This window comes from Usitatibacter rugosus, assembly GCF_013003965.1.
Taxonomy (GTDB): domain Bacteria; phylum Pseudomonadota; class Gammaproteobacteria; order Burkholderiales; family Usitatibacteraceae; genus Usitatibacter; species Usitatibacter rugosus.
Genome location: NZ_CP053069.1, coordinates 4172301 through 4196074, shown reverse-complemented (window position 1 = coordinate 4196074; position 23774 = coordinate 4172301). Strand labels below are relative to the sequence as shown.

Here is a 23774-nt window from a genome sequence, read left to right as displayed (position 1 = left end):
AGGTTCAGTCCGCGTGACCGCAGTCCCCGCCGGTGAACATCTCGCGGACCTCGCACTCGCCGTCGCCCCCGGCCACGGCCAGGAACTCCTTCGCGAGCTGGATCGCCTGCGCCTTCGACTCGCATTCGATGATGGCGAAGCCCGCCGTGACCTCCTTCGTCTCGACGAACGGGCCGTCGGTCACGGACACCTTGCCGCTGGCGGCACGCACCCGCGCACCCAGCGAGCTGGGCAGGCAGCCGCCGGTCGCGATGAGGACGCCCGACCGGGTCATCCTCTCGTTGAAGGCACCCATCTTCGCCATGTCCTCGGCGGAGGGCGGAGCGGTGGATTCGGCGGCGCGGTAGATCGACATGTAACGCATGGGAAAGACTCCTTCGGGTTGTAGGTACGACTAGTCGTACCCCGGCCCGTCATTTTCGACAGCCCGGCGAAGTCTTTTTGTTACCGTTACTTGAACATCGCGTCGTAGCGGCGCTGCATTTCCTCGGGCGTGACCTTCTCGATGCTGTGGCCGATCAGCCACCGGTGGCCCCAGGGATCGAAGACGCTGCCGCCGCGCTCGCCGTAGAAGGCGTCCGAGGGCGGGCGTTCGAGCCTGGCTCCCGCGGCGACCGCCTTCTCGATCATCGCGTCGGCATTGTCCACGTGCAGGTGCAGCGTCACCGGCGTGCCGCCCACGAGGTGCGGGCCGCGGATGCCGTACTCGGGAAACTCGTCGGAGATCATGAGCGTGGTGCCGCCGAGCTGCAGCTCCGCGTGGCCGATGCGCCCCGTGGGCTCGGTGAGGCGGAAGAGCTCCTTCGCGCCGAAGACGTCGCAATAGAAACGCAGCGCGGCGCCGGCGTCGGAAACGCAGATGTACGCGAACAGCTCGTGGACGGTGTTGGCCATGGCGGACTCCGATCGGGTGATGCGCCAACTCTAGCCGCGGCGCGCGGTCCCGTCTTGAATGAAATTGACCGGGATGTGGTCCTTGAAGGCCGGTGCGATGCGGCGGTACTGCTCGGGCGTCACGCCGGCGAACTCGCTGAACTCCCGGCTGAAATGCGCCTGGTCGCTGTAGCCCGCCTCGATCGCCAGCGCCGCCCAGTCGATGGCTGGGTCGCCCTCGAGCCGCTCGAGCACCTGGCGGAATCGCATCACCCGCGCGTAGAGCTTCGGCGGCAGGCCCACCTCCTGGCGGAACATCGCGATGAACGCGCGGTGGCTGTAGCCGCTCTCGCGCACGAGGTCGGCGACCCGGCTCGCGGGGTCGAAGCGCATCAGCGACTGTGCTACCGCGGGATGGAGGCCGCGCACGGGCCGCACGCGCGAGACGAGGAATGCCTCCATCACGCGCAGCCGCTCCTCGGGACGCTTTGCCTCGCGCATCTCGCCCAACGCCGCGTTCACGGTCGCGTCTCCCCAGAGATCGCCGAGGCGCACATGCCGGCCCGCGAGCTCGTCCGCGGTCACGCCGAGCAGCGCCCGCGCCGCACCGGGCCGCAGTTGCGCGCCGACCGTCATCGTTCCAGGAACCGTCTCCTTTATGTAGAACGAAGCGCGCATGCCGCAGGCGACCGCGTGTCCGTACGCCGCCGCGCTGCCGCCTTCGATGAGCCGCACGGTGGGACCTTGCAAGCGGAAGGCGATATGCATCTCCGCCGAGGGCGCCATGTTCTCCGTTTGCGTTCCGCCGCGCGCCGTCGAGCCGCCGTGCCAGACGCTTCGCACGAAGGGGCGCAACAGCGGATGGGCGGGGCGTTCCATTACTTCCTGGGCGGCTCGAAGAGGCAGGCTTCCTGCGTCACTGCGAATTCGAACGCGTTCTCGCTGGCCGTCGTGACGTATGCATAGCGCATCGTGACGCCGATGCCGAGCAGGGCACGGAGCTTGTCATCCGCGCAGACCTTCTTCTTCGTTGTTTCCTCGAAAGCCGGGACATTGGCGCGGAGCTGCTCCAGGGTTTCCCCCGGCGCGGGCCTCTGGAGGAGCGTGTAGTGATATGTGAGCACGCTTCCGGCCGAGGACGCGCGATCCAGGCGCGTGGCCGCATCGACCATCATCGGCGCCTGCTTGTTGAACTCGGTCACGGCCGTCCGCAGGATCTCCTGCACCTGCGACGGATTGTTCTTCGCCGGTTCGCGCATCTTGCCGATGATCTTCCCGGCCACGACCGCCACCAGGAACAGGACCGCGGCCACCGCCAGGGGAATCACCTTCTTCATGTCAGTTCGGCACCTTCGATGCCTGCGCCGCGAACTCGGCGACATAGCCCGCGACGAACTCGATGTTCTTCGCTTGCTGGCCCTTCTGTTCCGCCGAGGCATCCGGGCCGTAGCCGAACGCATGATCGCCCCGGGTCAGAGATGCCTGTTGCTTGCTGTTCGAAATCCCCGGAAGCGCCACGTACTCCGCGAAGCGCGCGGCGGGACAGACGGGATCCTTGTCGCCGAGGATGAAGGCTACGGGACGCTTTTCCCTCTCGATCCCGGGATACATCTTCTCGATCGGGCCCTGGTGGCAAACGGGCGTGATCAGCGCGATACCTTTCAGGGTGGGGTCCGCGGCGAATACGCGATAGCTGACCAGCGAGCCGAGCGACTTGCCTCCGACGAAGACCCTGGTCTTGTCGACCTTCGGGTCCGCGCGCACAAGCGCGAGCACGGCCTGGAAGTCGGCGGTCTCTTCGGCCAGGCCGGGGGACATCTCCAGCTTCGCGGGATCGCGCGTGTAGAAGCGCCAGTCGAATCGATAGACGGCGACCCCTTCCTTCACGAGCGCCGAGGCGGTTTGCTCCAGGATCGGCAGGCGCATGTGATAACCCTGGCCGGCTCCAAGCACCATGACCGGGAAGGGACCCTTGCCTGGCGGATGGGCGGCGATGACCTCGGGCGCCTGGGCACGCGCTTCGGCTGCGAGAAGCACTGCAACGAACAGAAGCGCGCGAACCATCAGAACCTCCCGGAGCGTTTGAGGTCGAGGTAGCGATTCACGAGGCGCACGGCGAGCTCCTTCGGTGGGACGTCGAGGAGCATCGCACCCGCGCTCTCGACGCGGCGCGTGATGCTCGCCCGCTCGCGCTCGTAGATCGCGCCGGCGGCGTAGGTGAGTGCGTCGTCCAGCGTGCGCACGGGCGTGTCGCGGACGGAGTCCAGCGCCGACTCGCGCAGGTTGGCGAAGAGCACGAGGTGTTTACGCTTCAGCAACGCCAGCGCCGGCAGCAGCGTCTCCTCGTCTTCGTCGCGCAGGTTGGAAACAACGACCACCAGCGACCGCCGCTTCAACCGCCGCGACAGCTCCACGGCTGCCGCGTGATAGTCGGGCGGGCGCAGCGTCGGCTGCACGTCGTAGAGCGCGTTCAGGAATGCGTTGATCGTCTCCCGCGACTTGCGCGCCGGTACGAAGCGCGGCTCGGCGCCGGCGAAGGTCATGAGTCCGGCGGCGTCGCCCTGGCGCAGCGCGACGAAGGCGAGGAGCAGCACCGCGTTCAACACTTCGTCGAAGTGCGAGAGCAGCCCGTCTCGCGCGTTCATGCGCCGGCCACTGTCGATGAGGAAGACGATCTGCTGGTCGCGCTCGTCCTGGTACTCGCGGGCGATCGGTCGGCGAAGGCGGGCGGTGGCACTCCAGTCGATCTGCCGGAGTGAATCGCCCTCGCGATAGTCGCGAAGCTGGTGGAACTCGAGGCCTTCGCCGCGGCGGCGCTGCTTCAGCACGCCGATCTGCGAGAGGCGGTTCTCGGTGGCAAAGAGCGCGTAGTCGGCGAGCTCGGCGAAATCGGGATAGCTCCGCACGGATTGCGCGGCTCCGAAGCGCACGCGGCTGTCCCAGAGTCTGAACGGAGAGCCCACGCGTGCCTCGGCAGGCGCGAAGCCGAGCGTGCCGCGCTCCGTGGCGCGCATCTTGTAGGGCGCCATCGCATAGCCGCGCGCGGGAACGCTCACCTGCACGGGCAATCCCGCGGATTCGACCGAGGCGGGATGATGGTCGTGCACCTCGCAGCGCACGGGGAACGGGCCGGGATTCGAGATGCGCAGGAAGCATTCGCGCCAGCGGCCGATCGGAACGGACCCGGGCATACGGCGCTCGAGCGCCAGGCGCGGCGGTAATGCTCGCGCGGCCGCGAGGTCCGCGAGCGCAGCCACGGCAACGATGCCGACGGCCACGAGCCACGCGTCGGTGAGCCCGGGCCAGATCGCCGCGGCGATCGCGAAGAGGAGCAATGCCACGCCGAGCGCCACCGCGAGCCGCGACGGGATAGGCCGTCCGGCGTGCGAGAGCGATACGGGCGGCACGTGCGCGCTCACAGGCGCGGCGCCTCCACGGATTGCAGCAGGTCGCCAAGGATGGAGTCCGCATCGCGGCCTTCGATCTCGAACTCGGGCGAGACCGACACTCGGTGCCGCAGGACCGCGAGGGCGACCTGCTTTACGTCGTCGGGCGAAGCGAAGGGGCGAGCGTTGGCGAGGGCGGAGGCCCGGGCCGCGCGAATCAGTGCGATGCTCGCCCTCGGCCCGGCGCCGCGCGTAAGGCCCGCGTGGTCGCGCGTCGCACGCGCGAGCCGTACCGCGTAGTCGATCACCTTGTCGTCGACGGTGAGCATCGAGGCCAGCTTCTGCAGCGTGAGGACCTGGTTCGCCTCGAGCACCGGCTGCACCGCCTCGACGTTGAGCTTGTCGCCCACCATCGACTGCGTCACCTGGCGTGTGAGCCGCACCTCTTCATCCGCGGCGGGGTAGCCGATGCGCACGTTGAGCAGGAAGCGGTCCAACTGCGCGTCGGGCAGCGGATACGTGCCTTCGTGCTCGATCGGGTTCTGCGTCGCGAACACCATGAACGGCTGCGTGAGCGGGTGCGCCGTGCCCTCGATGGTGACTTGCGCCTCCTGCATCACCTCGAGCAGCGAGGCCTGCGTCTTCGCCGGCGCGCGGTTGATCTCGTCGGCCAGGAGGAAATTCGTGAACACCGGCCCCTTGCGCGACACGAAGGTGCTCGTCGCCCCGTCGTAGATGGTGTGGCCCGTCACGTCCGAGGGCATGAGGTCGGGCGTGAACTGGATGCGGGCGAAGCTCGCGCGCAGCGTGCGGGCCAGTGCCTTCACGAGCAGCGTCTTGCCCAGGCCCGGCACGCCCTCGACCAGCACGTGGCCGCCCGCCACGAGCCCGGCGAGCGATTGCGCGATCACCTCGTCCTGGCCCACCACGACCTTGCGGATCTCGGTTGCGACGGCGTTGATCAGCGCCGCGGCCTTCTCGGGCGCGTCGGGCGGAATCTGCATCTCGGTGCTCATGAAGGGGCTCCCTTGTTCTTGGACGGTGCTGGATTCCCGCCTGCGCGGGAATGACGAGAGTCGGCGGTATGACGAAGGCTGTGGGCGAGGCCCGACTCGAGGCCCTGCAATGCCGCGGCTGTGGTGACGAATGCGACGGGGCTCGTTCCGCCGCCGTTCAGCGCACGGTGCACGGTGGCCGGTGTTTGCCCGGTGAGGCTCACGAGCGTGTCTTCGGCCTTGGAGTGCGCGAGGCCGGCAAGGCCGCCGCGCCGGCGCAGCGCCGAGCGCCACACGCGATCGCGCACGGCCTCGAGCAGGCGTTGCGCCTCGCCGCGCGACCACACGAAACGTCCGGCCGCGCGCAGGTGTTCGATGAGGCTGCGGCGCACCGGCGCGGGCTCGGGCTCGAGCGGCCCGAAGCGCGGCACGATGCGGCCCAGCCACAGGAGCAGCAGCACGATCGCCGAGACCATCACGGGCCACGCGTTCTCGCGCATCCACTCCCACAGCGACGGGGACGGAATGCGCAGGAAGAGCATCGAGGTGCGTTGATCGGGCGCGGCCGTGGCGAGGCGCCACGCGAACTCGGCGTGATGGTATTCGCCCAGGTCGCGGTTGCGAAGGAAGGCGAGGCTCGACAGCACCACGACCCGGCCCGCATCCGCATCGAAGGCGACCACGACCAGGCGATCGTCGGCCATCGCGGTCACGAGGTTCGGTGGCTCTCCTTCGCCCGCGATGCGCAGGCCCTGCCCGGTCTGCCGCACGCGCAGCACCTTCGAGGCGCCGGGCCACACGATGCTGGCCAGGTACTCGCGCCGCCCGCCCTTCTTCGGATCCGCGGCCTTCAGGGCCTCGCGCTTCTCGTTCTCGCGCTTCTTCGCCTCGCGGCGTTCCTCGGGCGTGCCGCGCAGCCATTCGGGGACGTCGCGCTCGATGCCGTAGTTGTCCAGCAGCGGATCGTCGATGCCGCCGGACTCGGCCTCGACGACGAGCACGCCGCCGCGCCGGACCCAGGCGTCGATCTCGCGCACCCGTTGCTGCGTCATGAACGGCAGGCGGCGCGCGGCGAGGATGAGCACGCCCTTCTCCGGCGGGCGGGCGAGCTGCACCGGCGAGCGCGCGAACTCGGTGCGCGCGCCCATGCGCGGCAGGAACTGGCTCAGCGCGAGGTAGGGATTCTTGCGGGCCTCCTCGCCCTGGTCCACCTGGTGGGGATGCTCGACCCACGTGTACCAGTTGAACGCGGCATAGAGGAACAAGCCCAGGAAGGGCGCGGCCACGAGCGCGACGCGGAAGGCGATCTTGCGCGTCATCTCGGGGCCTGTGCGTCGCCGGCGAACTCGCGCCGCCATTCGCCGGCGAGCGCCACGACGGCTTCCGCTCCGACCGCGCGGTGCCCGTACGCGAGCGATTGCCACGCGCTGACCAGGCGGCGGAAATACTGCCGCGCGGTGTCGCGGGCGTTGTGCTCGACCTTGCGCAGGCAATCGCCTTCCGTGTCGCCGCGCAGGAACTCCATGCCCTGGTCGAGGAAGCGCACGAGGGCTCCGCGATAGAGGAGCGAGAGCGCCTCGCGCGTGCGGCCTTCCTTCGCGAGCGCGGCGGCTACCGCGGCCACATCGTCCGGCAGCGACTCGGGACGCACGTCGAGGCCGAAGAGGAAATCGGGCCGCTCGGCCTGGCCCGCCCCGAAGCCGCGCAGCCGGGCGTAGCGCGCCAGCAGGTAGAGCACGACGGCGAGCGCGAGGCCCCCCACGATCCACGTCGCGTAGCGCGCGATGCCCGCGAGCAACCGCGCGAGATCCTCGATCCATCCGAAGTTCCACGGCTTCGACTTGCTGTCGCTCTTCCAGTCGAACTTGGGCCCCACGTACTCGAGCTGCTTGCGCATCTCCGTCTTGCCGAATTCCGGCTGGGCGAGCACGGCCTTGATCTCCTTCGCCGGATCCTTCGCCGCGGCTTTCTGCGGAGCGGCGGCCGGCGGCTCGGCCTGCGCGTGTGAGACGGAAGGCAGCGGAAGCAGTACGCAAGCGAGCAGCAGGGCAGCGACGACGCCCGCAGCGGAAGCCACGGGCGCGGCGAGGCGCTCGGCCAGGTGGCGGAAGCGAAGCTCGATGTCCCAGCCCTCGAGCATGGTCCGGCGCTGCAGGTAGAGCGTGAAGCCCGAAGCGACGTAGACGGGCTCCACGAGCGACGTGGCGAACGTGCCGAGCAGCGCGCCGACGAGCGCGCCGTCGCGAGAGGTGCCGGACCGGAAGATGTTCTCGAGGAGGTTCTCGACCGGCACCTGCACCGGGATCAACAAGGCGAGCCCGATGCTCACGGCGATCACCAGGAACAGCTCCACGCCGAGCAGCAGGAAGGTGAGCCACACGGCCGAGCCGCGTGCATCGCGATCGAGCAGGCGGACGCGCTGGCGCCCCGCCTTGCCGCGCGAGCGCTCGAGCTGGTGCACGGGGAGATGGAACGAGCGCGCGAAATCGAAGCGGCCCCAGGTGAGCGCGCTGAGGATCCGCGTGCCCATCAGCCACTGGCGCGGGGAACCAAGGATGGCGCGCGGCCCCGTCGGTTCGCCGAAGAGCGAGCGCGACAGGAGCGCCAGCAGGATGCGGTCGAAGAGCGGCTTCAGCCACCACAGCACGCACCACGCGATGACCGGGTGGTCCCAGAGCAGCGCGTAGGTCAGGAAGGCGATCGGCAGATAAGCGGCGAGCCATGTTCCGTACACCGAGCCCGCGTGCTCGCGTACGAGGGCGAAGCCGAGATCGAGCGCCTCCGTGGGATTGCGCGGGCGCAGCCGCACGGCCATGCGTTCAAGATCCACGCTGCCGCCCGGCGAACGTGAGGTAGATGAAGAACACGGCGGCGAGCGTCGCGCCGAACGCGATCTTGATGCCGAAGGGCAGCGAGGTACGCGAGGACCAGAACGCCTCGATGAAGGCGGCCATCACCGTCATCAATGCCGCCCCGTAGAGCAAGCGCGCGGCGGGAACGCCGTTCCTGCGTAGCGCCTCGGCGCGTGTCGTGCGGCCGGGGGCTATGAGGGCGTGTCCGATCAGCAGGCCCGCGCCGCCCGCGTACACGAGGCCCAGCAGCTCGGGCGCGCTGTGCCCCGCGACAAAGCCCCAGAACGTCTCGCCGTAGCCGATCTGCGTGAGATAGCCCGCGACCGCGCCGAGGAAGATGCCGTTGAAGAGGAGTGCCGCGAGCGTCCCGAGCCCGAAGAACGCGCCGCCGGCCACGACCTGGAAGTCGATCCGCACGTTGTTCGCGATGTAGTGGCCGAACATCATCATGTCCGTATCGGCCTCGCGCGCGGTGCCGTAGCGCATGTTGCCCGGCGCGTACATGGACTGGATCTGCGCGAGCTGCTCGGGGCTCGCGAGGTAGAAGACGAAATCGGGGAAGTACTGCAGCACGAAGATGCCGCCGAGGAAGGGTCCGAAGAACGTGATCGCCGCGACCAGCAGGTAGGGCCACTGGCGGCGCGCCTCCGCGGGAAAGCCCGAGACGATGAACTCGCGAAGCTGTGCCAGGGCGCCGCCGCGGCGCTCGGCGCGCGCGCCGTGGATGGCGAGGTGGGCGGCGACCACGCGCGCATGCAGCTTGTCGATGAGCGACGTGCGGTACTGCCGGTCGCGCGCCAGGGCGAGATGCGCCACGAGCAGGCGGAAGCGGCGCGGCACGTCCTGCGGCGGGATCTCCTCGGCGGCCTCCTTTTTTTTGCGCTTGCGTCCGGCAATCGCCCGGTCGAGCGCCTCCCAATCGGCGGCGTGCTTCGCCTCGAATTCGGCTTCGCTCACCGGCGGCCTCTCAGGAAAGCGGCGATGGCGCTGATGCGGTCGGCCGCGGCATCACCGTGAAGGTTGCCCACCAGTGGCCCGGCGGTTTCCGCAAGCTCCGCGGCGCGCTCGTGCGACCAGGTGCCGCGGCGCTCGCCGAAGTCGAGGACCGCACGCTGCTCGAGCGCGCTCAATGCGACGGGCGACGCGAGGCCCGGCACTTCCGGCGCGCTGGTGGCGCGGGCCGCGAGCGAATCGCGATGGATCACCACGGTGCCCGCGGCGAGGTCGCCGAGGCGCCGGAACTGCGGATCGAAGAGCATCACCGTGAAGCCCACGGCGTAGCCGACCGGGAAGGTGTCCGCGATGCGCACGATGTTTCGCAGCAGCGCCGCGCTCCAGCCCACGGGCGTTCCGTCCGCATGCACCACCGCGAGATGGCAGACGCGCTTGCCGGGCGTGGCGCCGTTCCAGAGCGCCTCGAAGAACACCGGGTAGAGCGTGGAGATCGCGAACCAGAGGATCGTCATCACGCCCAGGCCCGCGTCGCCGAAGTGCTGCAGGAGCGGCGGCAGCGACATCATCGCCATCGCGCGGATGCCGAAGTCGATGCTCCACGCACGCGCACGCGCGACCGGCCCCGCGAGGCGGAGCGTGATCTCGGCGCCCTCGGGCAGCGAGACGGGCCGCAGCGTGTCGATCACTTCGGGGCGAGGTAGATGTCGCGGTACGCGGTGTAGATCGAGGCCCAGATCATCGGGCTCACGACGAGCAGGCCCAGGCCCAGCGGGATCATCGCGACGATCAGCAGCAGCAGGAACACGAGGCCGTAGATCAGGAACGGCCAGATGTTGCGCGCGCAGCCCGTGAAGCTCGCCTTCATCGCCTCGAGCGGCGCCAGGTTGTGGAACACCACCAGGGGCGGTGCGAACCAGAGCGCCATCACGAGCGGCAGCGAGAGCGCCATCACCACCAGCACGAAGAGGATCAGGAGCGGCGCCATCGCGAGGGCCATCGTGAGCATGTCCGCGTTGACGTCGAAATTCCCGCCCAGGTAGAAGGGCATGGAGATCGCGAGGCCGATGCCGGCGATCACCGCGACGACCATCGCGCCCGCGAGGTAGATGAGGCCGACCAGGATGAGATTGCCGACGTTGGCCTTGAAGCCCGCGAACAGGTGGGCCACCTCGAGCTTGCCGCCGTTCTCGAGCTCACGGCAGCCGAGCATGAAGCCGGCGGCGAACACCGGGTAGAGCATCGAGGAGACGATCGAGCCCAGCGGGATGATCGCGAGCACCACCGTCATCACCATGAAGATCACGAACATCACGATCCAGACCAGCGGGGCGCGCTTGTAGAGCACCCAGGATTCGCCGACCCACGCCGTGCCGCGGCCCGCCGGGACCTTGCGGCCTTCTGCGACGAAAGCGTCATCGGAATCCGCTTCGAGGACGGCGGCTTTCGGCGGTGCGAAAGGGTTGTCTGACATGGACATCGCGGTTACCTCCAGGGGTGCGGCCCATTCTAGACGACCCGTCAGACGCCCGTCAGGTTGGGAGCCAAAGCTGGGTTCTTCGGCCTGGAGGACCCCGCGATGGGATGGCTCAGCGAATTCTTCTTCATCGGCTCCGCGGTCCTGCCCGTGATCTTCTTCCTGGCCGGCGAGCCGCTCTGGGCGGCGATGTCCTCGACCTTCCTCTGCATGGCCGGCGCCGTGTGCGCCATCGACGACCCGGAAGCCCCCCACCGGCGCCCGCCCCCGCACTAGGCGATAATTCCCGGCGATGCGCCTGCTCATCGCCGAAGACAGCACCCTCCTCGCGAACGGACTCGCCGACGCCCTGCGCGGCGAAGGCTACGCCGTCGATTGCGTGCCCGACGGCGTCGAGGCGGACGCGGCGCTGTCCTCCCAGTCGTTCGACCTCCTGATCCTGGATCTGAATTTGCCCCGCCTGCACGGGCTCGAGGTGCTGAAGCGCCTTCGTGCCCGGCGCTCGACGATGCCGGTGCTGGTGCTCACGGCGCAGGACCGCCTCGAAGACCGCGTGCGCGGCCTCGACCTCGGGGCGGACGATTACCTCACGAAGCCCTTCGACCTCCCGGAGCTGCAGGCGCGCGTGCGTGCGCTCACGCGGCGCTCGGGCCATGGCGGGCAATCGACGGTCACGCACGGATCGCTCACCTACGAATCGACGAGCCGCGTCGTGACGATGAAAGGCGAGCCGCTCGAGCTCTCCGCGCGCGAGCTCGCGTTGCTGGAGATCTTCCTCGCGCGCGTGGGGCGGATGGTGAGCAAGGAGCAGATCCTCGACCTGCTGTGTGAGTGGGGCGGCGAGGTTTCCGCCAACGCGGTGGAGGTCTACGTGTCGCGCCTGCGCAAGAAGCTCGAGGCGGGCGACATCCGCATCACGACGCATCGCGGCCTGGGCTACTGCCTCGAGCGGGAAAAGGCGTGAAGCCCTTCGGCGAGGGCGGCTCGCGATCGCTGCTGCACGATGTCGTCGACTGGATGCTGGCTCCCCTGGCCGTGCTCTGGCCGGTGTCGATCGCGGTGAGCTACGCGATCGGCAGCGCGCTCGCCGATGGCCCGTTCGACCGCGAGCTGAGCGACTTCGCCAACGCCGTGTCCGAGGAGATTCGCCGCGCCCCACCCGGCCTCGGGGCCCCGATTCGATTTCCGGTGCTGGAGCGCGCACGCTCGGCGACCGCCGATCCGATGTTCGCGCAGATCTCGAAACCTAGCGGCGAGCTGGTCGCCGGTGACGCCTTCGTTCCGCTGCCACCGGTCGATGCGTGCGTGCGCGGCAGCGTAAGGCTTCGCAGCGTCACGACCGAGGAGGGCGACTTGCGCATCGCGTGCGAGCTCTCCGGCCCCGAGGGAGGAGCCACCGTGATCGTGCAGGTCGCGGAGTTCCTCGACCGGCGCCGCGAGCACGCCACGCGGGTCACGCTGATGATGATGGGCGCGGTGCTGGTGTTCGTCCCGATCGTCTCGGGACTCGCGCTGCTGGCGATCTACCGGGGACTGGCCCCCATCCGGAGGCTGCGCGAGGAGATCGCGTCGCGCGATCCATCCGACCTGCGGCCGCTTCCCGTCGAGGGCGCGCCCGCCGAGATGGAGCCGCTGCTGAAGTCGGTGAACGTGCAGATGGAGCGCGTGCGCGCGAACCTCGATTCGCAGCGCCACTTCGTCGCCGATGCCGCGCACCAGCTGCGCACGCCGCTCGCGGCGCTGAAGACGCAGTCGCAGTTGGCGCGCGGCGCGCAGACCCTGGAGGAGGCGAGCGCGCGCCTGGACCGCATCGCCGAGAGCGCGGATCACGTCTCGCATCTCGCGAGCCAGCTCCTGTCGCTTGCGCGCGCCGACGACGCGAAGGCCGACGGCGAGCGGGCGGTGAACCTCGAAGTGAAGATGCGCCTGGCCTGCCTGCACCGGTCGGATGCGGCGATCGCCAAGTCCATCCACCTCGCCTTCGAGGCGCCCGACGAGCCCGTCACCGTGATGGGCGATCCCGACCTCGTCTACGAGATGTTCCTCAATCTCGTGGACAACGCCGTGCGCTACACGCCCGAGGGCGGCGAGGTCACGGCCCGCGTGCTGGGCACTCCGGCGCCGGCCGCGGAGGTCGAGGACAACGGCCCCGGTGTTCCCGACGCCGACCGCGAGATGGTCTTCGAGCGCTTCCATCGCGTCCTGGGCAGCGGTGCTCCGGGCAGCGGCCTCGGGCTGTCCATCGTGAGATCGATCGCCGCGCGCTACGGCGCCACGGTCTCGCTCTCGCCGGGACGCGAGGGGCGTGGAGCCCTCTTCCGGGTGGCCTTTCCTCCGGGTAAACCCTAGGTTTCACCCGCCGGGACGTCAGGCCGGCGTCAGTTGGCCCCGCCACGCTCCGTGATATGTGCGCCCACCGAGGCGCCTATTACAAATATAGGAGGGGAAACTGATGAACACGGCTGCAAGGGGCACCTATGTCGAGGCGTCCGAGGAAAAGCGCGTCATCTTCGCGTCTTCGCTCGGAACCGTCTTCGAGTGGTACGACTTCTATCTCTACGCCACGCTGGCGCCGTTCTTCGCGGCGCTGTTCTTCCCGGCGGGCAATGCAACGGCAGCCCTGTTGTCGGCGTTCGCGGCGTACGCGGCCGGCTTCCTCGTGCGTCCGTTCGGCGCGCTGGTCTTCGGGCGGATCGGCGATCTCGTCGGCCGCAAGTACACCTTCCTGATGACGATCCTCTTCATGGGCGGCTCGACCTTCCTGGTCGGCCTGCTGCCCAAGTTCGAGACCGTCGGTTGGGTCGCCCCGATCCTGCTGGTGACGCTGCGCCTCGTGCAGGGCCTGGCGCTCGGCGGCGAGTACGGCGGTGCCGCGACCTACGTGGCCGAGCATGCTCCGGAAGGCAAGCGCGGTTACGACACGGCCTGGATCCAGACCACGGCGACCCTGGGCTTCTTCCTGTCGCTCCTCGTGATCGGCCTGTGCCGTTTCAGCGGTTGGCTCACCCCGGCGGAATTCGCCGATTGGGGCTGGCGCATTCCGTTCCTGGTCTCGGTGATCCTGCTCATCTTCTCGATCTACATCCGGCTGAAGCTGAACGAATCGCCGCTGTTCCAGAAGATGAAGGCCGAGGGCAAGGGCTCCAGCTCCCCGCTCACCGACAGCTTCCTGCGCTACCCGAACAACAAGTACGTGCTGCTGGCACTGCTTGGCGCGACGGCCGGCCAGGGCGTCGTGTGGTACACGGGCCAGTTCTATGCGCTGTTCTTCCTCACCATCACGCTGAAGGTCGATGGACAGACGGCGTACACGCTGATCGCGATCGCGCTGCTGCTGGGCACGCCGTTCTTCATCGTGTTCGGCGCGCTGTCGGACAAGATCGGCCGCCTGAAGATCATCCTCGCGGGCTGCCTCATCGCGGCATTGACGTACGTGCCGCTGTTCAAGGCGCTCACGCACTACGTGAACCCGGACCTGGAGAGCTTCCAGGCCAAGACCACGATCACGGTGGAAGCGAAGGACTGCAACTTCCACATCTTCGTGGGCCCGTGGAGCAAGTTCACCGATTGCGACCGCACCAAGGACTTCCTCACCAAGCAGGGCCTGTCGTTCACGTCCACGGACGCCCCGGCAAGCGCTACGGCGGGTGTGGTCACCACGATCGGCGATGCCAAGGTCGAGGGCTGGGACCAGGCGAAGATCCTCGCGACGCTGAAGGCGAAGGGCTACGTCGCGGGCGCCAACAAGGACAAGATCAACTGGCCGGCCACGCTCGTCATCCTGTTCGTGATGATGATCTACGTGACGATGGTGTACGGCCCGATCGCGGCCTTCCTGGTGGAGCTCTTCCCGACGCGGATCCGCTACACGTCCATGTCGCTGCCGTACCACATCGGCAACGGCTGGTTCGGCGGGATGCTGCCGCTGCTCGCCACCGCGCTGGTGGCGGCGACGGGGGACATCTACTTCGGCCTCTGGTATCCGATCGGCATCGCGTTGATGACGTTCGTGATCGGCCTGTTGTTCCTCAAGGACAACAAGGACCGGCCGCTGAACGCCGACGACTGATTTAAGTTGTAGAAAGGAAAGGCCCGCCGAAGCGATTCGGCGGGCCTTTCTTTCTACAGCGCCAGCTTGAAACCGCTCTAGTTACCCGTGGCGCTCTGGATGCGCGTATCGATGCGATCCCACGCGGCGCGGGAAGCCGGGCGCACGTCGTCCCAGGGAATGTCGCCGTTCTTGCTGTAGCGGCGATAGTCGGACTCGAGGTCGTCCTCGACTTCCTCGAACGTCTTGCCGTCATAGCGCGTGCGGCCTTCCCAGCCCGTGCGATAGGCCGGCTCGTAGTAGGTCCAGTCGCGGCCATCGGCGTAGTAGGGCTGCGTGACGTACGTTTCCTTCCAGTACGCGGTCTCGACGGTCGGGTCGACCATCTCGGCCACGCCCTTGCCGGCCAGGCCGCCGGCGATCGCGCCGGCTACGCCACCGACCACGGCACCAATCGGGCCGCCGACGGCCGTGCCGGCCACCGCACCCGCGGCACCGCCCGCGGCTGCACCTGCGCCGACGCCGACCGGGTGCGCGCCCGGTGCGCCGGTGATGGGATCACGATTGGGCTCGCCGGTTTTCGGGGTCTCTCTCATCTGAATCTCCTCGTGTGGTTGAACGGACAAACGGAGATCCATAAAGGCAATGGGCGTGCCACGAAGGACACGCCCATTGAGCGTTGCTACGAACCGCCGCGGCATCCGGACTCGGATCGGTGGCAGAAATGTCTTTCCAGGGTCGGTACTTTTCTCCGACTCAGCGTTGTCTTGCTGTACTTGCCTACTGAAGCGCGGGCAAGGTTACCGCGTCGATCCAAGCGGCATCGGAACCGATGCTTCCATTGACGTCCTTCGCGTAGAGCCAGCGGAACGTGTGGAGACCTGCAGGAACCGGGACGCTGAACAACGTCCATCCCGTCACAGTGGTCCCGCTGAACTTCGCCTGCTCGACCCCGTCGACGAAGAAGCGCAGGTAGTCAAAGTTGAGCTCGCTCGACACCTTGTAGCGGAAACTCGCGGTCCCGGCCTGGTATGTGCCCGTAACTTCTATTCCTGCGGATTCGCCGTCGTACACGGTATCGGTCCGCATCTGGTAGACGCCTTCGAAGGCTCCAGAGTCGTTCGACACGTGCCAGCCGGTCGTCGCGCCAGCGGGAATCACCCAACCCACGGGAATCAATCCGTCCAGGGGGAACACCTCGTCATCGTCTTCGACCGCCACCGTCGCGACGAAAGGCGCAACGATGGCGACCCCGGGGCTAGGCGACGAGAGGGTTACCTTGAACTGCTCCGGTGACTCGGTTGCCGCGTCGTTGGTGATCGGAATGACGATCGCCTTTGGCGTTTCGTCGCCAGGTAGCCAGGAAAGCGTCCCTGCCGACAGCGTGAAGTCATTGGTCGCGATCGCGGAACCGGCGGTCATCGTATAGCCGACCGAGACGGGAATCGCGAAATCGGGTCCAAGGCGATTCACAGTGAGCGTCGCCGTCCCGGCCGCTTCATTCACGACGTACTTGGTGGCGGAGAACTGAACGGCGGCGGGCGGCGCTTCGTCGTCCGCGATGGTCACGAACGCCATCGACGGCGTCCCCACCGTCATGCCCGCCGAGGGTGCCGAAAGGGCGATGAAGAAGGTCCGCGAGCCTTGGACGATCGCGTTGTTGAGGATGGGGATCGAGATGACCTTCGGTGCGGCGTCGTTTAAGCCCCAGGAAAGGACGCCGGTACGTGCTGCGACGTTGCCGGCGACTCCGAAGTCGGTTCCGGAGATGGCGCTGACGTTGTGGGTTGTCCACGTCACGTTGGCCGGCGATACCGCAGAGCCGATCCTGCTCACTGCGACGGCGACCGACGCGCCGTTCTCGTTCACCAGATATTCGGCCACCGCGAACACGAATCCCGCATCGTTGTCGGCTAGCGTGACAGTCGCCGTCGGGGTGGCGCCAATCGTGGCGCCCGCTCCCCAAGCGTTCAGGAGATTTACGGTAAAGGTCTTTGTCCCCTCCGACAAGGCATCATCGATGATCGCGATCGCGAACGATTTTGGCGACGCATCTCCCGCGTCCCAGTTGAACATGCCGGTAAACGGTGCGCTATTGCCGGGCACACCGAAGTCTGTGCCCGCCACCGCTGTCCCGTCGGCCGTCGACCAGGAGACAAACGCCGCGTTCGCGAGAGCACCCGAGCGCGTCACCGTAAGCGTGACCGACGTGGCGCCCTCCGTCACAGTCGCAGTTGGGGCGCTGAACTGCAGCGTATTGTCGTCGTCGAGGATCGTAACGGTCGTCGAGCTCGGTGATCCAAGGGGCCCGCCAGCTGGCGTCGAGAGGGCGACCGAGAACGTGCGCGAAGGGTTCGCACCCGGCAAATCGATGATCGGTATGTTGACTACCTTCGGGGCCGTGTCGCCGTCCTCCCAAACGAGCGTTGCGGCGTACGGGACGTAGTGCGTGCCCGCGATAGCTGTGCCGTTCGCGGTCGCATAGTTGACCGCGAACACACCGGTACCGGGTCCGCAGCGAACAACGGTGATAGGTACCACCCCCACAGATTCCAAGACCGACGCGGTGGCGGCAGCCATCGCGATTCCACTGTCGTCGCTGTTGATGGTGACTATGGCCGTGCTGAATGGTCCGGCAGTCAGCTGTGTTCCGGCCGAGGGTGCAGACAGAGTGACGGTGAAGGTCTCTGGTCCCTCGACCAGCGAGTCGTTGAGGATCGTGACGTACGCAGCGCCTCCCGGCCCCGGTCCCAGGTCGATGGTTTTCATTGCGACCTCCCCCGCTGCCCAGGTAAGTGTCCCTGTACGCTGAACGCTCGATCCTGAAGCGCCGAAGTCCTGTCCCGCGATTGCGGTGCCATTTGCGGTTGTCCACGTAACGGAGGCAGCGGGAACAACCGAACCGCTCCGTGCGAGCCTACCCACGAGGAGACTTACCTGCGGGCCCCCTTCAGTTACCGTCACGGTGGGTGTGCTGAAAAAGAGGGAGCTCTCATTGTCGCGAATGTGAACCAGCATTTCTGCTGTATCGAGTGTGGCGCCCCCTGTGGGATTGGAGAGCACGATGGTGAAGCCCTCCAGTTCCTCGAATGCGCTGTCGTCGATCACTGGGATGTTCGAGAATGGCGTCCCCACCGAGATCGTCTTTGGAGCGCCATCGCCCGCTGCCCAGGACAGCGTTCCGGTCATCTGTGCGGGGTTGCCAACCATACCGAAATCCTGCCCCGCAATCGCATTCAAGTTGGCTGTCGTCCAAGTGACGCTAATCGCACCCGCGGTCGACCCGACACGGTTCACCGTGACGGCGATCGCCGCGGTCCCCTCGACGTATTGGTAAAGGGCGGGAGCGAAACTGATCGATGGCGCCTGAGCGTGCGACGAGAGCGCTCCGGCAACGATGAACAGCGCCGCTAGCAGTCTAGTGAAGGATCTCATGGTGCGGACTCCCTGGTTGAGCATGTGGCCCTCACTGCACCGGCAACGTGACGGCGTCGATCCACGCCGTATCGCCGCCTGCAGAGATACTTCCGTCCTTCGTGTAGACCCATCGGAACGTGTGCGTGCCCGCTGGAACGGCGTGGCTGAAGGCCGTCCAGCCCGAGACCGCCGTGCCGCTGAACTTCGCCACCTCCACGCCGTCGACAAAGAAGCGGAGGAAATCGAGGTCGAGCTCGCTCTGCACCCTGTAGCGGAAGGCCACCGTGCCGGCTTGATAAGTGCCGCTCACCTCGATGCCTGCGCTCTCGTTTTCGTAGATCTTGTCCGCGCGCAGCGCGTAGACGCCTTCGAAGGGTCCGGTGTCGTTCGAGACGTGCCAGCCGGTCGTCGCGCCGGACGGGGTCACCCAGCCTAGGGGAATGAGCCCGGCTGGCGGAAACACCTCGTCGTCGTCTTCGATCAGCACGGCGGCCGACGCATTCGCGCCGAGTCCCGAACCCGGGGACGGGGCGGAGAGCGTGACCGTGAAGTGCTCCGGCGACTCGGCCACGGCGTCATTTGTGATCGGCACGACGATCGTCTTGGGAGTCGAATCGCCTGCGGCCCAGGCCAGCGTGCCGTTGGTAGTCGTGAAGTCCGTCGTCGCCAGCGCCGTCGCGGCCGCCGTTGTGTAGCTCACAGTTACCGGCAACGCGGGATCACCGTTGCGCGTTACTGCGAGCACCACCGAAGCACCCGGACCTTCGCGCACCAGGTACTTCGCCTGCGCGAGCTGGAGCGTGGAAGGTGCCGCGCTCTCGTCGTCGAAAATCGTGACGGTCGCGGTTCCGGGCGAGCCGAGGACTGTCGGCGCCGTCGGCGTCAGCGTGACGGTAAAGGCGCGCGAGCCCTGCGCGGTCGCATTGTTCAGAATGGCGATCGACACGGTCTTGGCCGTACCGTCGCCGGCGCTCCAGAAGATGCCGCCCGATCGAGGGGCTGCATTTCCGGCGATCCCGAAGTCGGTACCGGAAGTCGCCGTGCTATTCGTAGTCGCCCAGTTGAGGACGGCTCCCGCAGTCACCGGTCCGACGCGATTGACGGTGAGCGTTACCGTGCCACCGTTCTCGTTCACAAGGTAGCTTGGTCCCGAGAAGGCCACTCCTGCGTCGTTGTCGTTCAGCGTTACGGCGACGGAAGGCGTTACACCCAGGCTCGTGCCCGCGCCGACCGGCGAAGACAGCGTCACCGTGAACGCTTTCGGATTCTCAACGATCGCGTCGTCCAGGATCGGTATGGTGACGGTCTTCGCAACGGCGTCACCCGCCACCCAGCTCAGCATGCCGGTAGTAGGTGTGGCGACGCCGGCGACGCCGAAGTCTGTGCCCGCAGTGGCCGTGCCATTGACGGTGCTCCAGGAGACGCTTGCCGGTGCGCCGGCGCCGCCCGATCGCGTGACCGACAGCGACAACGTGGGCGTGCCCTCCGTTACCGTCGCGGTGGTAGCGGCAAACTGCAACGTGTTGTCGTCGTCGCTGATGGTGACCGTCGCCGACGCCGGCGTGCCCACTGTCGTACCCACGGCCCCCGAAAGCCCGATCGTGAAGGTGCGCGCGGCGTTCGTCGCGGAGTTGTCGATGATCGGGATCGTGATACTGCGAGCGGTGGCGTCTCCGTCGGGCCACGAGAGCGTCCCCGAGATTGGTGCACTGTTGCCGGAGGCTCCGAAGTGCGTGCCGGAGATCGCAGTGCTGTTGGTCGTTGCGTAGTTCACACTGATCGCGCCGGTGGCCGAGCCGCTGCGTGCCACGGGAACGACGAGGGAGGCGCCGCTTTCCGCGATGGCGTAGGTCGCCGCGGAAAGGGAGACGCCGCTGTCCTCACTGACAATCGTGACGGTGGCGGTGGAGCTCGGCCCGATCGTCGCGGTGCCCGTCGCGGCCGAGAGGACGACGGTGAACGTCTCGTCCGCCTCGACCGCAGCGTCGTTGAGGACGCGAACGAACGGTGCCGCGACCACGTTGGGTCCGACCGAGATCGACTTGGGTGACCCGTCGCCCGCTGTCCAGTTCAACGTCCCGGTGGTCTGCGTGAAGTCCGACGCAGCCGCGGCAGTACCCGCAACCGTCGTGTAGGTCACGCCTGCCACGCCCGCAAGATTGCCGGTTCGGGTGACGGTAAGTGTTCCATTCGCACCTGTCTCACCGACCGTGAGCGCGCTCGGCGAAAATTCGAGCCGACTTTCATTGTCGACGAGCGTGATGGTTGTGGTGGTGACTGGCCCCAACAGGGCAAAATTCGTCGGATTCGATAGCGTGATCGTGAAAGTCTCGTCGCCCTCGAACGCCGTGTCGTCGAGAATCGGAATCGTCTGGGAGATTCCGACCGCGATGGTCTTGGGCGTCAAGTCTCCGACGAACCACGTGAGCACGCCGGAACGTTGCGCGGGATTGCCGCTGGTACCGAAGTCGGCGCCAGCCATGGCTGTCCCGTTCGCCGTCGTCCATGTCGCACTGACCTGGTTCTGTGTGCCCCCCAAACGATTGACGGGAATCAGCACAGTTGAGCCGCCTTCGGTTACCGAGTAGGTCGGCGCGCCAAAGGTGATAGTGGTTTCGTTGTCGTCGATGGCGACGACGTTTGTGGTGATGCCTCCCAGCGTTGCCCCAGCACCAGTGGGATTGGAAAGAACGACGGAAAAGCTCCGTGCCGGTTGATACGTATCATTGTTGAGGATGCCCACGTTGACCGACTGCGTAGAGGCATCGCCCGCCGCCCAGGTCAACGTTCCCGTCACCGGTGCGAACACACCCGGCACGCCGAAGTCAGTGCCCGAGATCGCGCTGCCGTCCACGGTAGTCCAGGAGACGGACGCCGGGCCCGTGGCGCTGCCGGTCCTCGTCACCGCGATGACCGTGCTGCCCCCGGATTCGATCCACGCGCTCGACGCCGCGCTGAACTGCACCGTGTTTTCGTCATCTGCGATGGTGACGACGGTCGTCGATGGCTCGATCAACGTGGCGCCCGTGGGCGCGCTCAGCGACACGTTGAACGTCCGCGCCGCGTTCGATGCGCCGTTATCCAATATCGGGATCGTGATGATCTGTGGGGCCGAGTCGCCGGCGGTCCATGTGAGCGTGCCGGTCGTGGCCGTGTAGTGCGTTCCTGCGATCGCCGTGCCGTTGCTCGTCGCGAAACTCACGCTGGCCGGGCCGTCGTCGTCACCCGTACGGGCCACGACCACGTCGACCGAGCCGGCCGCTTCGTGGGTCTGCTTTTCGGTCACCACCATGCCGAGGCCGGAGCCCACCGGGAGGGATACGGCGTCGATCCACGCGCGGTCCTCGCAATTGACCCCGCCTTGCGCAGGATCGTTGGGGAACGACACGGCATTGCAGGGCTCATTCCAGGCGTTGGAGAATCGCCAGCGAAGCGTGTGGAACCCCGCGGAAAGCGGGATCGTGACGAACTTCCAGCCGCTTTCCCCGCCCGGAACGGTGAACACGGTCGTTCCGTCAATGGAGAACGTCAGCTTGGATATCCCGCTGGAGGAGCTGTCGTAGCTCGAAATGCGGTAGGCAAATCCGATCGTTCCCGCCAGTAGCTTGCGCGTATAGGTGAGATCGGACGTGGCGGCGTTGTCGTAGGGGTAGGTGGGCGGGGAAAGACCAAGCAGCTGTGCCGACACCAGGCTCGACGTGTCGCCCGGCATGAAGGACTGGTTGTTCGCGACAGTCCAGGCTCCGTTGGAAGCTCCTGGCGTGACGAAGCCCGCGGGGACCATGCCGCCGCCCGGGAACGTTCCGGGTATCAGTACCCGGGCAGTCGACTGGGGTCCCAGAAAGGCCCCGCTGGCTCCGGTGGGAAGCGGATTCGAGAGCACCACCGTGAACGCCTCGCTCTCTTCGTTTACACCGTTGCCGGCGATTGGAATCGTGATGGTCTTGCTGGCCAGGTCACCTGCGATCCATGAGAGCGTGCCGCTGACGGGCGTGAAGTCCGCAACCGAGGTCGCCGTTCCGCTCTGGGTTGTGTAGCCGATCGACACCGCGCTGGTGCCAGGTGGCTTCCGAGTGACTGTCAGTGTTGCGTTTCCGCTCGGGGATGCGACGACGGATGTCGTCGCGAACTCGATCACGCTGCCGATGACCGTCGGCATGACGCCGGATAACGCGGCGCGATTATCGTTCATGACCTTGGCGGTGTTCGCCGTTGCCGAGCCACAGGGTTGTGGAAGACCGTTCGGCGGCGGGTTGCCCGGACCCGGAAGGGGCGCAAAGCAGTTGCTTTGATTGGGATTGGAGAACCGCATGAGCCGGCGCGACCCGGACGCGGTACTGAAGAAGTAGGCCATGATGTCGCGGAAGTTCTTGCCGTTATCGAATTGGCATTCCGGGTAGCCAGTGCACGAACCGGCCGACGGAGGAGTTCTCGGAAGGCTCGGATCGCAACTCAGTCCGCCAGCCGCGCAGTACGCATAGCCGAACGAATACGTGGTCGTGCCGATGGGGGAAGCAGTGCGTTGATCGTATTGCTCGGTCGCGCGATCGTGGTTGTTTCCCATGTTGTGCCCGAGTTCGTGGGCATGGATGTCTTCACAGCCGCGTACACAGCCGGCCACGACGGAATACAGGAGACCCGGGTCGGGAGTCGAATCTCCCAGCCAAGCGACGCCGCTGCCGACGAAATCGCCGCCCGGGATATCGATGAGCAGCGAGACCATGTCGGCCCCATAGAGCGAACGAAGGCCCTCTACGGAACCGAATACATCGGACTGGAAGGACGAGAACCCGGGTGTGATCGCGTTTAGTGCGGCGTTGTGATCCGTTCCATCGTAGGTGACTTGCAGCGAACCGACGAGACGGAGGGTAATAGCCACCTCGCTGTCGGCGTAGGCGGTATTGATCCGTGTCACGATGAAATTGAGGCGTTCCTGCACGGCAGGGCCCAGCTTTGCTGCGAGCAAGTGGCTATAGACGAACATCAGGTCGATCACCGCAATCGGCGTTGGAGTCGCCTTGGCGATGCTGGCCGTGTTGACGCCCGGAATGGGCACAACAAGCTCCGGAGTTCCCTGCGGTGAGCGCTGGCCTTTCGACTTGGCCGGAGGGACGCGAGCATCGTTTTCTTCCAGGCGCTGCACCTTGGGTTGCAGGGCCTCTTCCTGCGCAACGTCCACGAGCCAATCCTGCCCGCCACCGGGAACGATGCGGAACTCTCCTTGGGGCGTGGAGATGAATGCAAACGTTCCTCCTGGGCCCGATGTGACCACCGCGCGATAGTTGACGCCGAGGTCGCGGTGGTGACCGACAAACGAAGAGATTCCGCCGCCGTGGTCCTGGGACAGGTCCAGTACAAAGGTATTGGCGGCACCTGAGGGGAGCGTCACTTCGAACTCGGCGAGATGCTTCAGCGCCTTCATGGAGGTCGCGTTGAATTTCACCGGGTGCGCTTCCGACCGAAGGCTGGAGCTCGCACGCTGCGCCTTGGTTGCAGGCGCAGCAGAGACCATCTGCGGAGCCACGGCGTTAACGGCGAATGGCACGCACAGCATGAACAAGCCTGTGGTGATGACACCGGCGATTCGGTTCATTGGAGCTCCCTGATGGTTCCCACCGTGGCGGCGTCGCCTATGGGCGATGCGCGGCCGGTTGGATTATTTGTTTCCTGCGCAAGTCCGGATTGAACAGGTCGCGGCGGCGCTTAGTCAACCCGGGGGCGAAGCCTTCGAATCGTGTGTTCGTCGCGCCGGTGTCTGCCACGTCCGCGAACGAA

The 23774-nt window shown here is 66.8% G+C and carries 19 protein-coding genes; 4 read left to right on the top strand and 15 right to left on the bottom strand.

What is annotated here, in order from left to right; translation table 11 throughout:
- Positions 1–4 precede the first annotated feature (4 nt).
- The 12 genes from DSM104443_RS19950 to DSM104443_RS19895 all read right to left on the bottom strand — a co-directional run bounded on the left by DSM104443_RS19950 (position 5) and on the right by DSM104443_RS19895 (position 10531).
- Positions 5–364 (bottom strand): YciI family protein, encoded by a 360-nt coding sequence (locus tag DSM104443_RS19950; RefSeq protein ID WP_171095444.1) that lies wholly within the window; start codon positions 362–364, stop codon positions 5–7.
- Positions 365–450: 86 nt separating this feature from the next.
- The gene (locus tag DSM104443_RS19945; RefSeq protein WP_171095442.1) at positions 451–894 is read right to left on the bottom strand and encodes a VOC family protein; all 444 of its coding nucleotides are present in this window, start codon (positions 892–894) and stop codon (positions 451–453) included.
- A 30-nt stretch (positions 895–924) separates the two neighbouring features.
- Positions 925–1752, bottom strand: coding sequence for a helix-turn-helix domain-containing protein (locus DSM104443_RS19940; RefSeq protein WP_171095440.1), 828 nt, complete (start codon positions 1750–1752; stop codon positions 925–927).
- The gene (locus DSM104443_RS19935) at positions 1752–2210 is read right to left on the bottom strand and encodes a hypothetical protein (RefSeq protein WP_171095438.1); all 459 of its coding nucleotides are present in this window, start codon (positions 2208–2210) and stop codon (positions 1752–1754) included. Before DSM104443_RS19935 ends, DSM104443_RS19940 begins: the two co-directional genes overlap by 1 nt.
- Before the next feature lies 1 nt (position 2211).
- A complete protein-coding gene (locus DSM104443_RS19930) occupies positions 2212–2937 on the bottom strand; it encodes an alpha/beta hydrolase (RefSeq protein WP_171095436.1) in 726 nt (241 codons plus the stop codon).
- Entirely contained in the window at positions 2937–4292 is a 1356-nt protein-coding gene (locus tag DSM104443_RS19925) for a DUF58 domain-containing protein (protein WP_212756812.1), read from the bottom strand. Before DSM104443_RS19925 ends, DSM104443_RS19930 begins: the two co-directional genes overlap by 1 nt.
- Entirely contained in the window at positions 4289–5275 is a 987-nt protein-coding gene (locus tag DSM104443_RS19920) for an AAA family ATPase (protein ID WP_171095434.1), read from the bottom strand. The genes DSM104443_RS19925 and DSM104443_RS19920 overlap by 4 nt, the downstream gene beginning before the upstream one ends.
- Entirely contained in the window at positions 5272–6573 is a 1302-nt protein-coding gene (locus tag DSM104443_RS19915) for a DUF4350 domain-containing protein (RefSeq protein WP_171095432.1), read from the bottom strand. Before DSM104443_RS19915 ends, DSM104443_RS19920 begins: the two co-directional genes overlap by 4 nt.
- Positions 6570–8084, bottom strand: coding sequence for a DUF4129 domain-containing protein (locus tag DSM104443_RS19910; RefSeq protein WP_171095430.1), 1515 nt, complete (start codon positions 8082–8084; stop codon positions 6570–6572). Before DSM104443_RS19910 ends, DSM104443_RS19915 begins: the two co-directional genes overlap by 4 nt.
- Entirely contained in the window at positions 8074–9063 is a 990-nt protein-coding gene (locus tag DSM104443_RS19905; RefSeq protein WP_171095428.1) for a stage II sporulation protein M, read from the bottom strand. The genes DSM104443_RS19910 and DSM104443_RS19905 overlap by 11 nt, the downstream gene beginning before the upstream one ends.
- The gene (locus DSM104443_RS19900; RefSeq protein ID WP_171095426.1) at positions 9060–9746 is read right to left on the bottom strand and encodes an RDD family protein; all 687 of its coding nucleotides are present in this window, start codon (positions 9744–9746) and stop codon (positions 9060–9062) included. The genes DSM104443_RS19905 and DSM104443_RS19900 overlap by 4 nt, the downstream gene beginning before the upstream one ends.
- A complete protein-coding gene (locus DSM104443_RS19895; protein ID WP_171095424.1) occupies positions 9743–10531 on the bottom strand; it encodes a BPSS1780 family membrane protein in 789 nt (262 codons plus the stop codon). Before DSM104443_RS19895 ends, DSM104443_RS19900 begins: the two co-directional genes overlap by 4 nt.
- A 105-nt stretch (positions 10532–10636) precedes the next feature.
- On the opposite strand from DSM104443_RS19895, the gene DSM104443_RS19890 reads away from it, so the two are divergent.
- From DSM104443_RS19890 to DSM104443_RS19875, 4 genes are all read left to right on the top strand, one after another.
- Positions 10637–10810: a hypothetical protein gene (locus DSM104443_RS19890; RefSeq protein WP_171095422.1), complete on the top strand. Its 174-nt coding sequence runs from the start codon at positions 10637–10639 to the stop codon at positions 10808–10810.
- A gap of 16 nt (positions 10811–10826) precedes the next feature.
- Complete coding sequence (locus DSM104443_RS19885) at positions 10827–11498, top strand: response regulator transcription factor (protein WP_171095420.1); 672 nt, start codon at positions 10827–10829, stop codon at positions 11496–11498.
- Entirely contained in the window at positions 11495–12883 is a 1389-nt protein-coding gene (locus DSM104443_RS19880; protein ID WP_171095418.1) for a sensor histidine kinase, read from the top strand. The genes DSM104443_RS19885 and DSM104443_RS19880 overlap by 4 nt, the downstream gene beginning before the upstream one ends.
- Before the next feature lie 103 nt (positions 12884–12986).
- Complete coding sequence (locus DSM104443_RS19875; protein WP_171095416.1) at positions 12987–14603, top strand: MFS transporter; 1617 nt, start codon at positions 12987–12989, stop codon at positions 14601–14603.
- A 77-nt stretch (positions 14604–14680) separates the two neighbouring features.
- On the opposite strand, the gene DSM104443_RS19870 is transcribed toward DSM104443_RS19875, so the two are convergent.
- From DSM104443_RS19870 to DSM104443_RS19860, 3 genes are all read right to left on the bottom strand, one after another.
- Positions 14681–15178: a hypothetical protein gene (locus DSM104443_RS19870; RefSeq protein ID WP_171095414.1), complete on the bottom strand. Its 498-nt coding sequence runs from the start codon at positions 15176–15178 to the stop codon at positions 14681–14683.
- Positions 15179–15362: 184 nt separating this feature from the next.
- On the bottom strand, positions 15363–18017 hold the full coding sequence (locus DSM104443_RS19865; protein WP_171095412.1) for a Calx-beta domain-containing protein: 2655 nt from the start codon (positions 18015–18017) through the stop codon (positions 15363–15365).
- Between the two features lie 31 nt (positions 18018–18048).
- Positions 18049–23592, bottom strand: coding sequence for a Calx-beta domain-containing protein (locus DSM104443_RS19860; RefSeq protein WP_171095409.1), 5544 nt, complete (start codon positions 23590–23592; stop codon positions 18049–18051).
- Between the last annotated feature and the right edge of the window lie 182 nt (positions 23593–23774).

Coding starts and splice junctions, on each gene's coding strand:
- DSM104443_RS19950 (WP_171095444.1), bottom strand. CDS start 364: ATGCGTTACATGTCGATCTACCGCGCCGCCGAATCCACCGCTCCGCCC.
- DSM104443_RS19945 (WP_171095442.1), bottom strand. CDS start 894: ATGGCCAACACCGTCCACGAGCTGTTCGCGTACATCTGCGTTTCCGAC.
- DSM104443_RS19940 (WP_171095440.1), bottom strand. CDS start 1,752: ATGGAACGCCCCGCCCATCCGCTGTTGCGCCCCTTCGTGCGAAGCGTC.
- DSM104443_RS19935 (WP_171095438.1), bottom strand. CDS start 2,210: ATGAAGAAGGTGATTCCCCTGGCGGTGGCCGCGGTCCTGTTCCTGGTG.
- DSM104443_RS19930 (WP_171095436.1), bottom strand. CDS start 2,937: ATGGTTCGCGCGCTTCTGTTCGTTGCAGTGCTTCTCGCAGCCGAAGCG.
- DSM104443_RS19920 (WP_171095434.1), bottom strand. CDS start 5,275: ATGAGCACCGAGATGCAGATTCCGCCCGACGCGCCCGAGAAGGCCGCG.
- DSM104443_RS19915 (WP_171095432.1), bottom strand. CDS start 6,573: ATGACGCGCAAGATCGCCTTCCGCGTCGCGCTCGTGGCCGCGCCCTTC.
- DSM104443_RS19895 (WP_171095424.1), bottom strand. CDS start 10,531: ATGTCAGACAACCCTTTCGCACCGCCGAAAGCCGCCGTCCTCGAAGCG.
- DSM104443_RS19890 (WP_171095422.1), top strand. CDS start 10,637: ATGGGATGGCTCAGCGAATTCTTCTTCATCGGCTCCGCGGTCCTGCCC.
- DSM104443_RS19885 (WP_171095420.1), top strand. CDS start 10,827: ATGCGCCTGCTCATCGCCGAAGACAGCACCCTCCTCGCGAACGGACTC.
- DSM104443_RS19875 (WP_171095416.1), top strand. CDS start 12,987: ATGAACACGGCTGCAAGGGGCACCTATGTCGAGGCGTCCGAGGAAAAG.
- DSM104443_RS19870 (WP_171095414.1), bottom strand. CDS start 15,178: ATGAGAGAGACCCCGAAAACCGGCGAGCCCAATCGTGATCCCATCACC.
- DSM104443_RS19865 (WP_171095412.1), bottom strand. CDS start 18,017: ATGAGATCCTTCACTAGACTGCTAGCGGCGCTGTTCATCGTTGCCGGA.
- DSM104443_RS19860 (WP_171095409.1), bottom strand. CDS start 23,592: ATGAACCGAATCGCCGGTGTCATCACCACAGGCTTGTTCATGCTGTGC.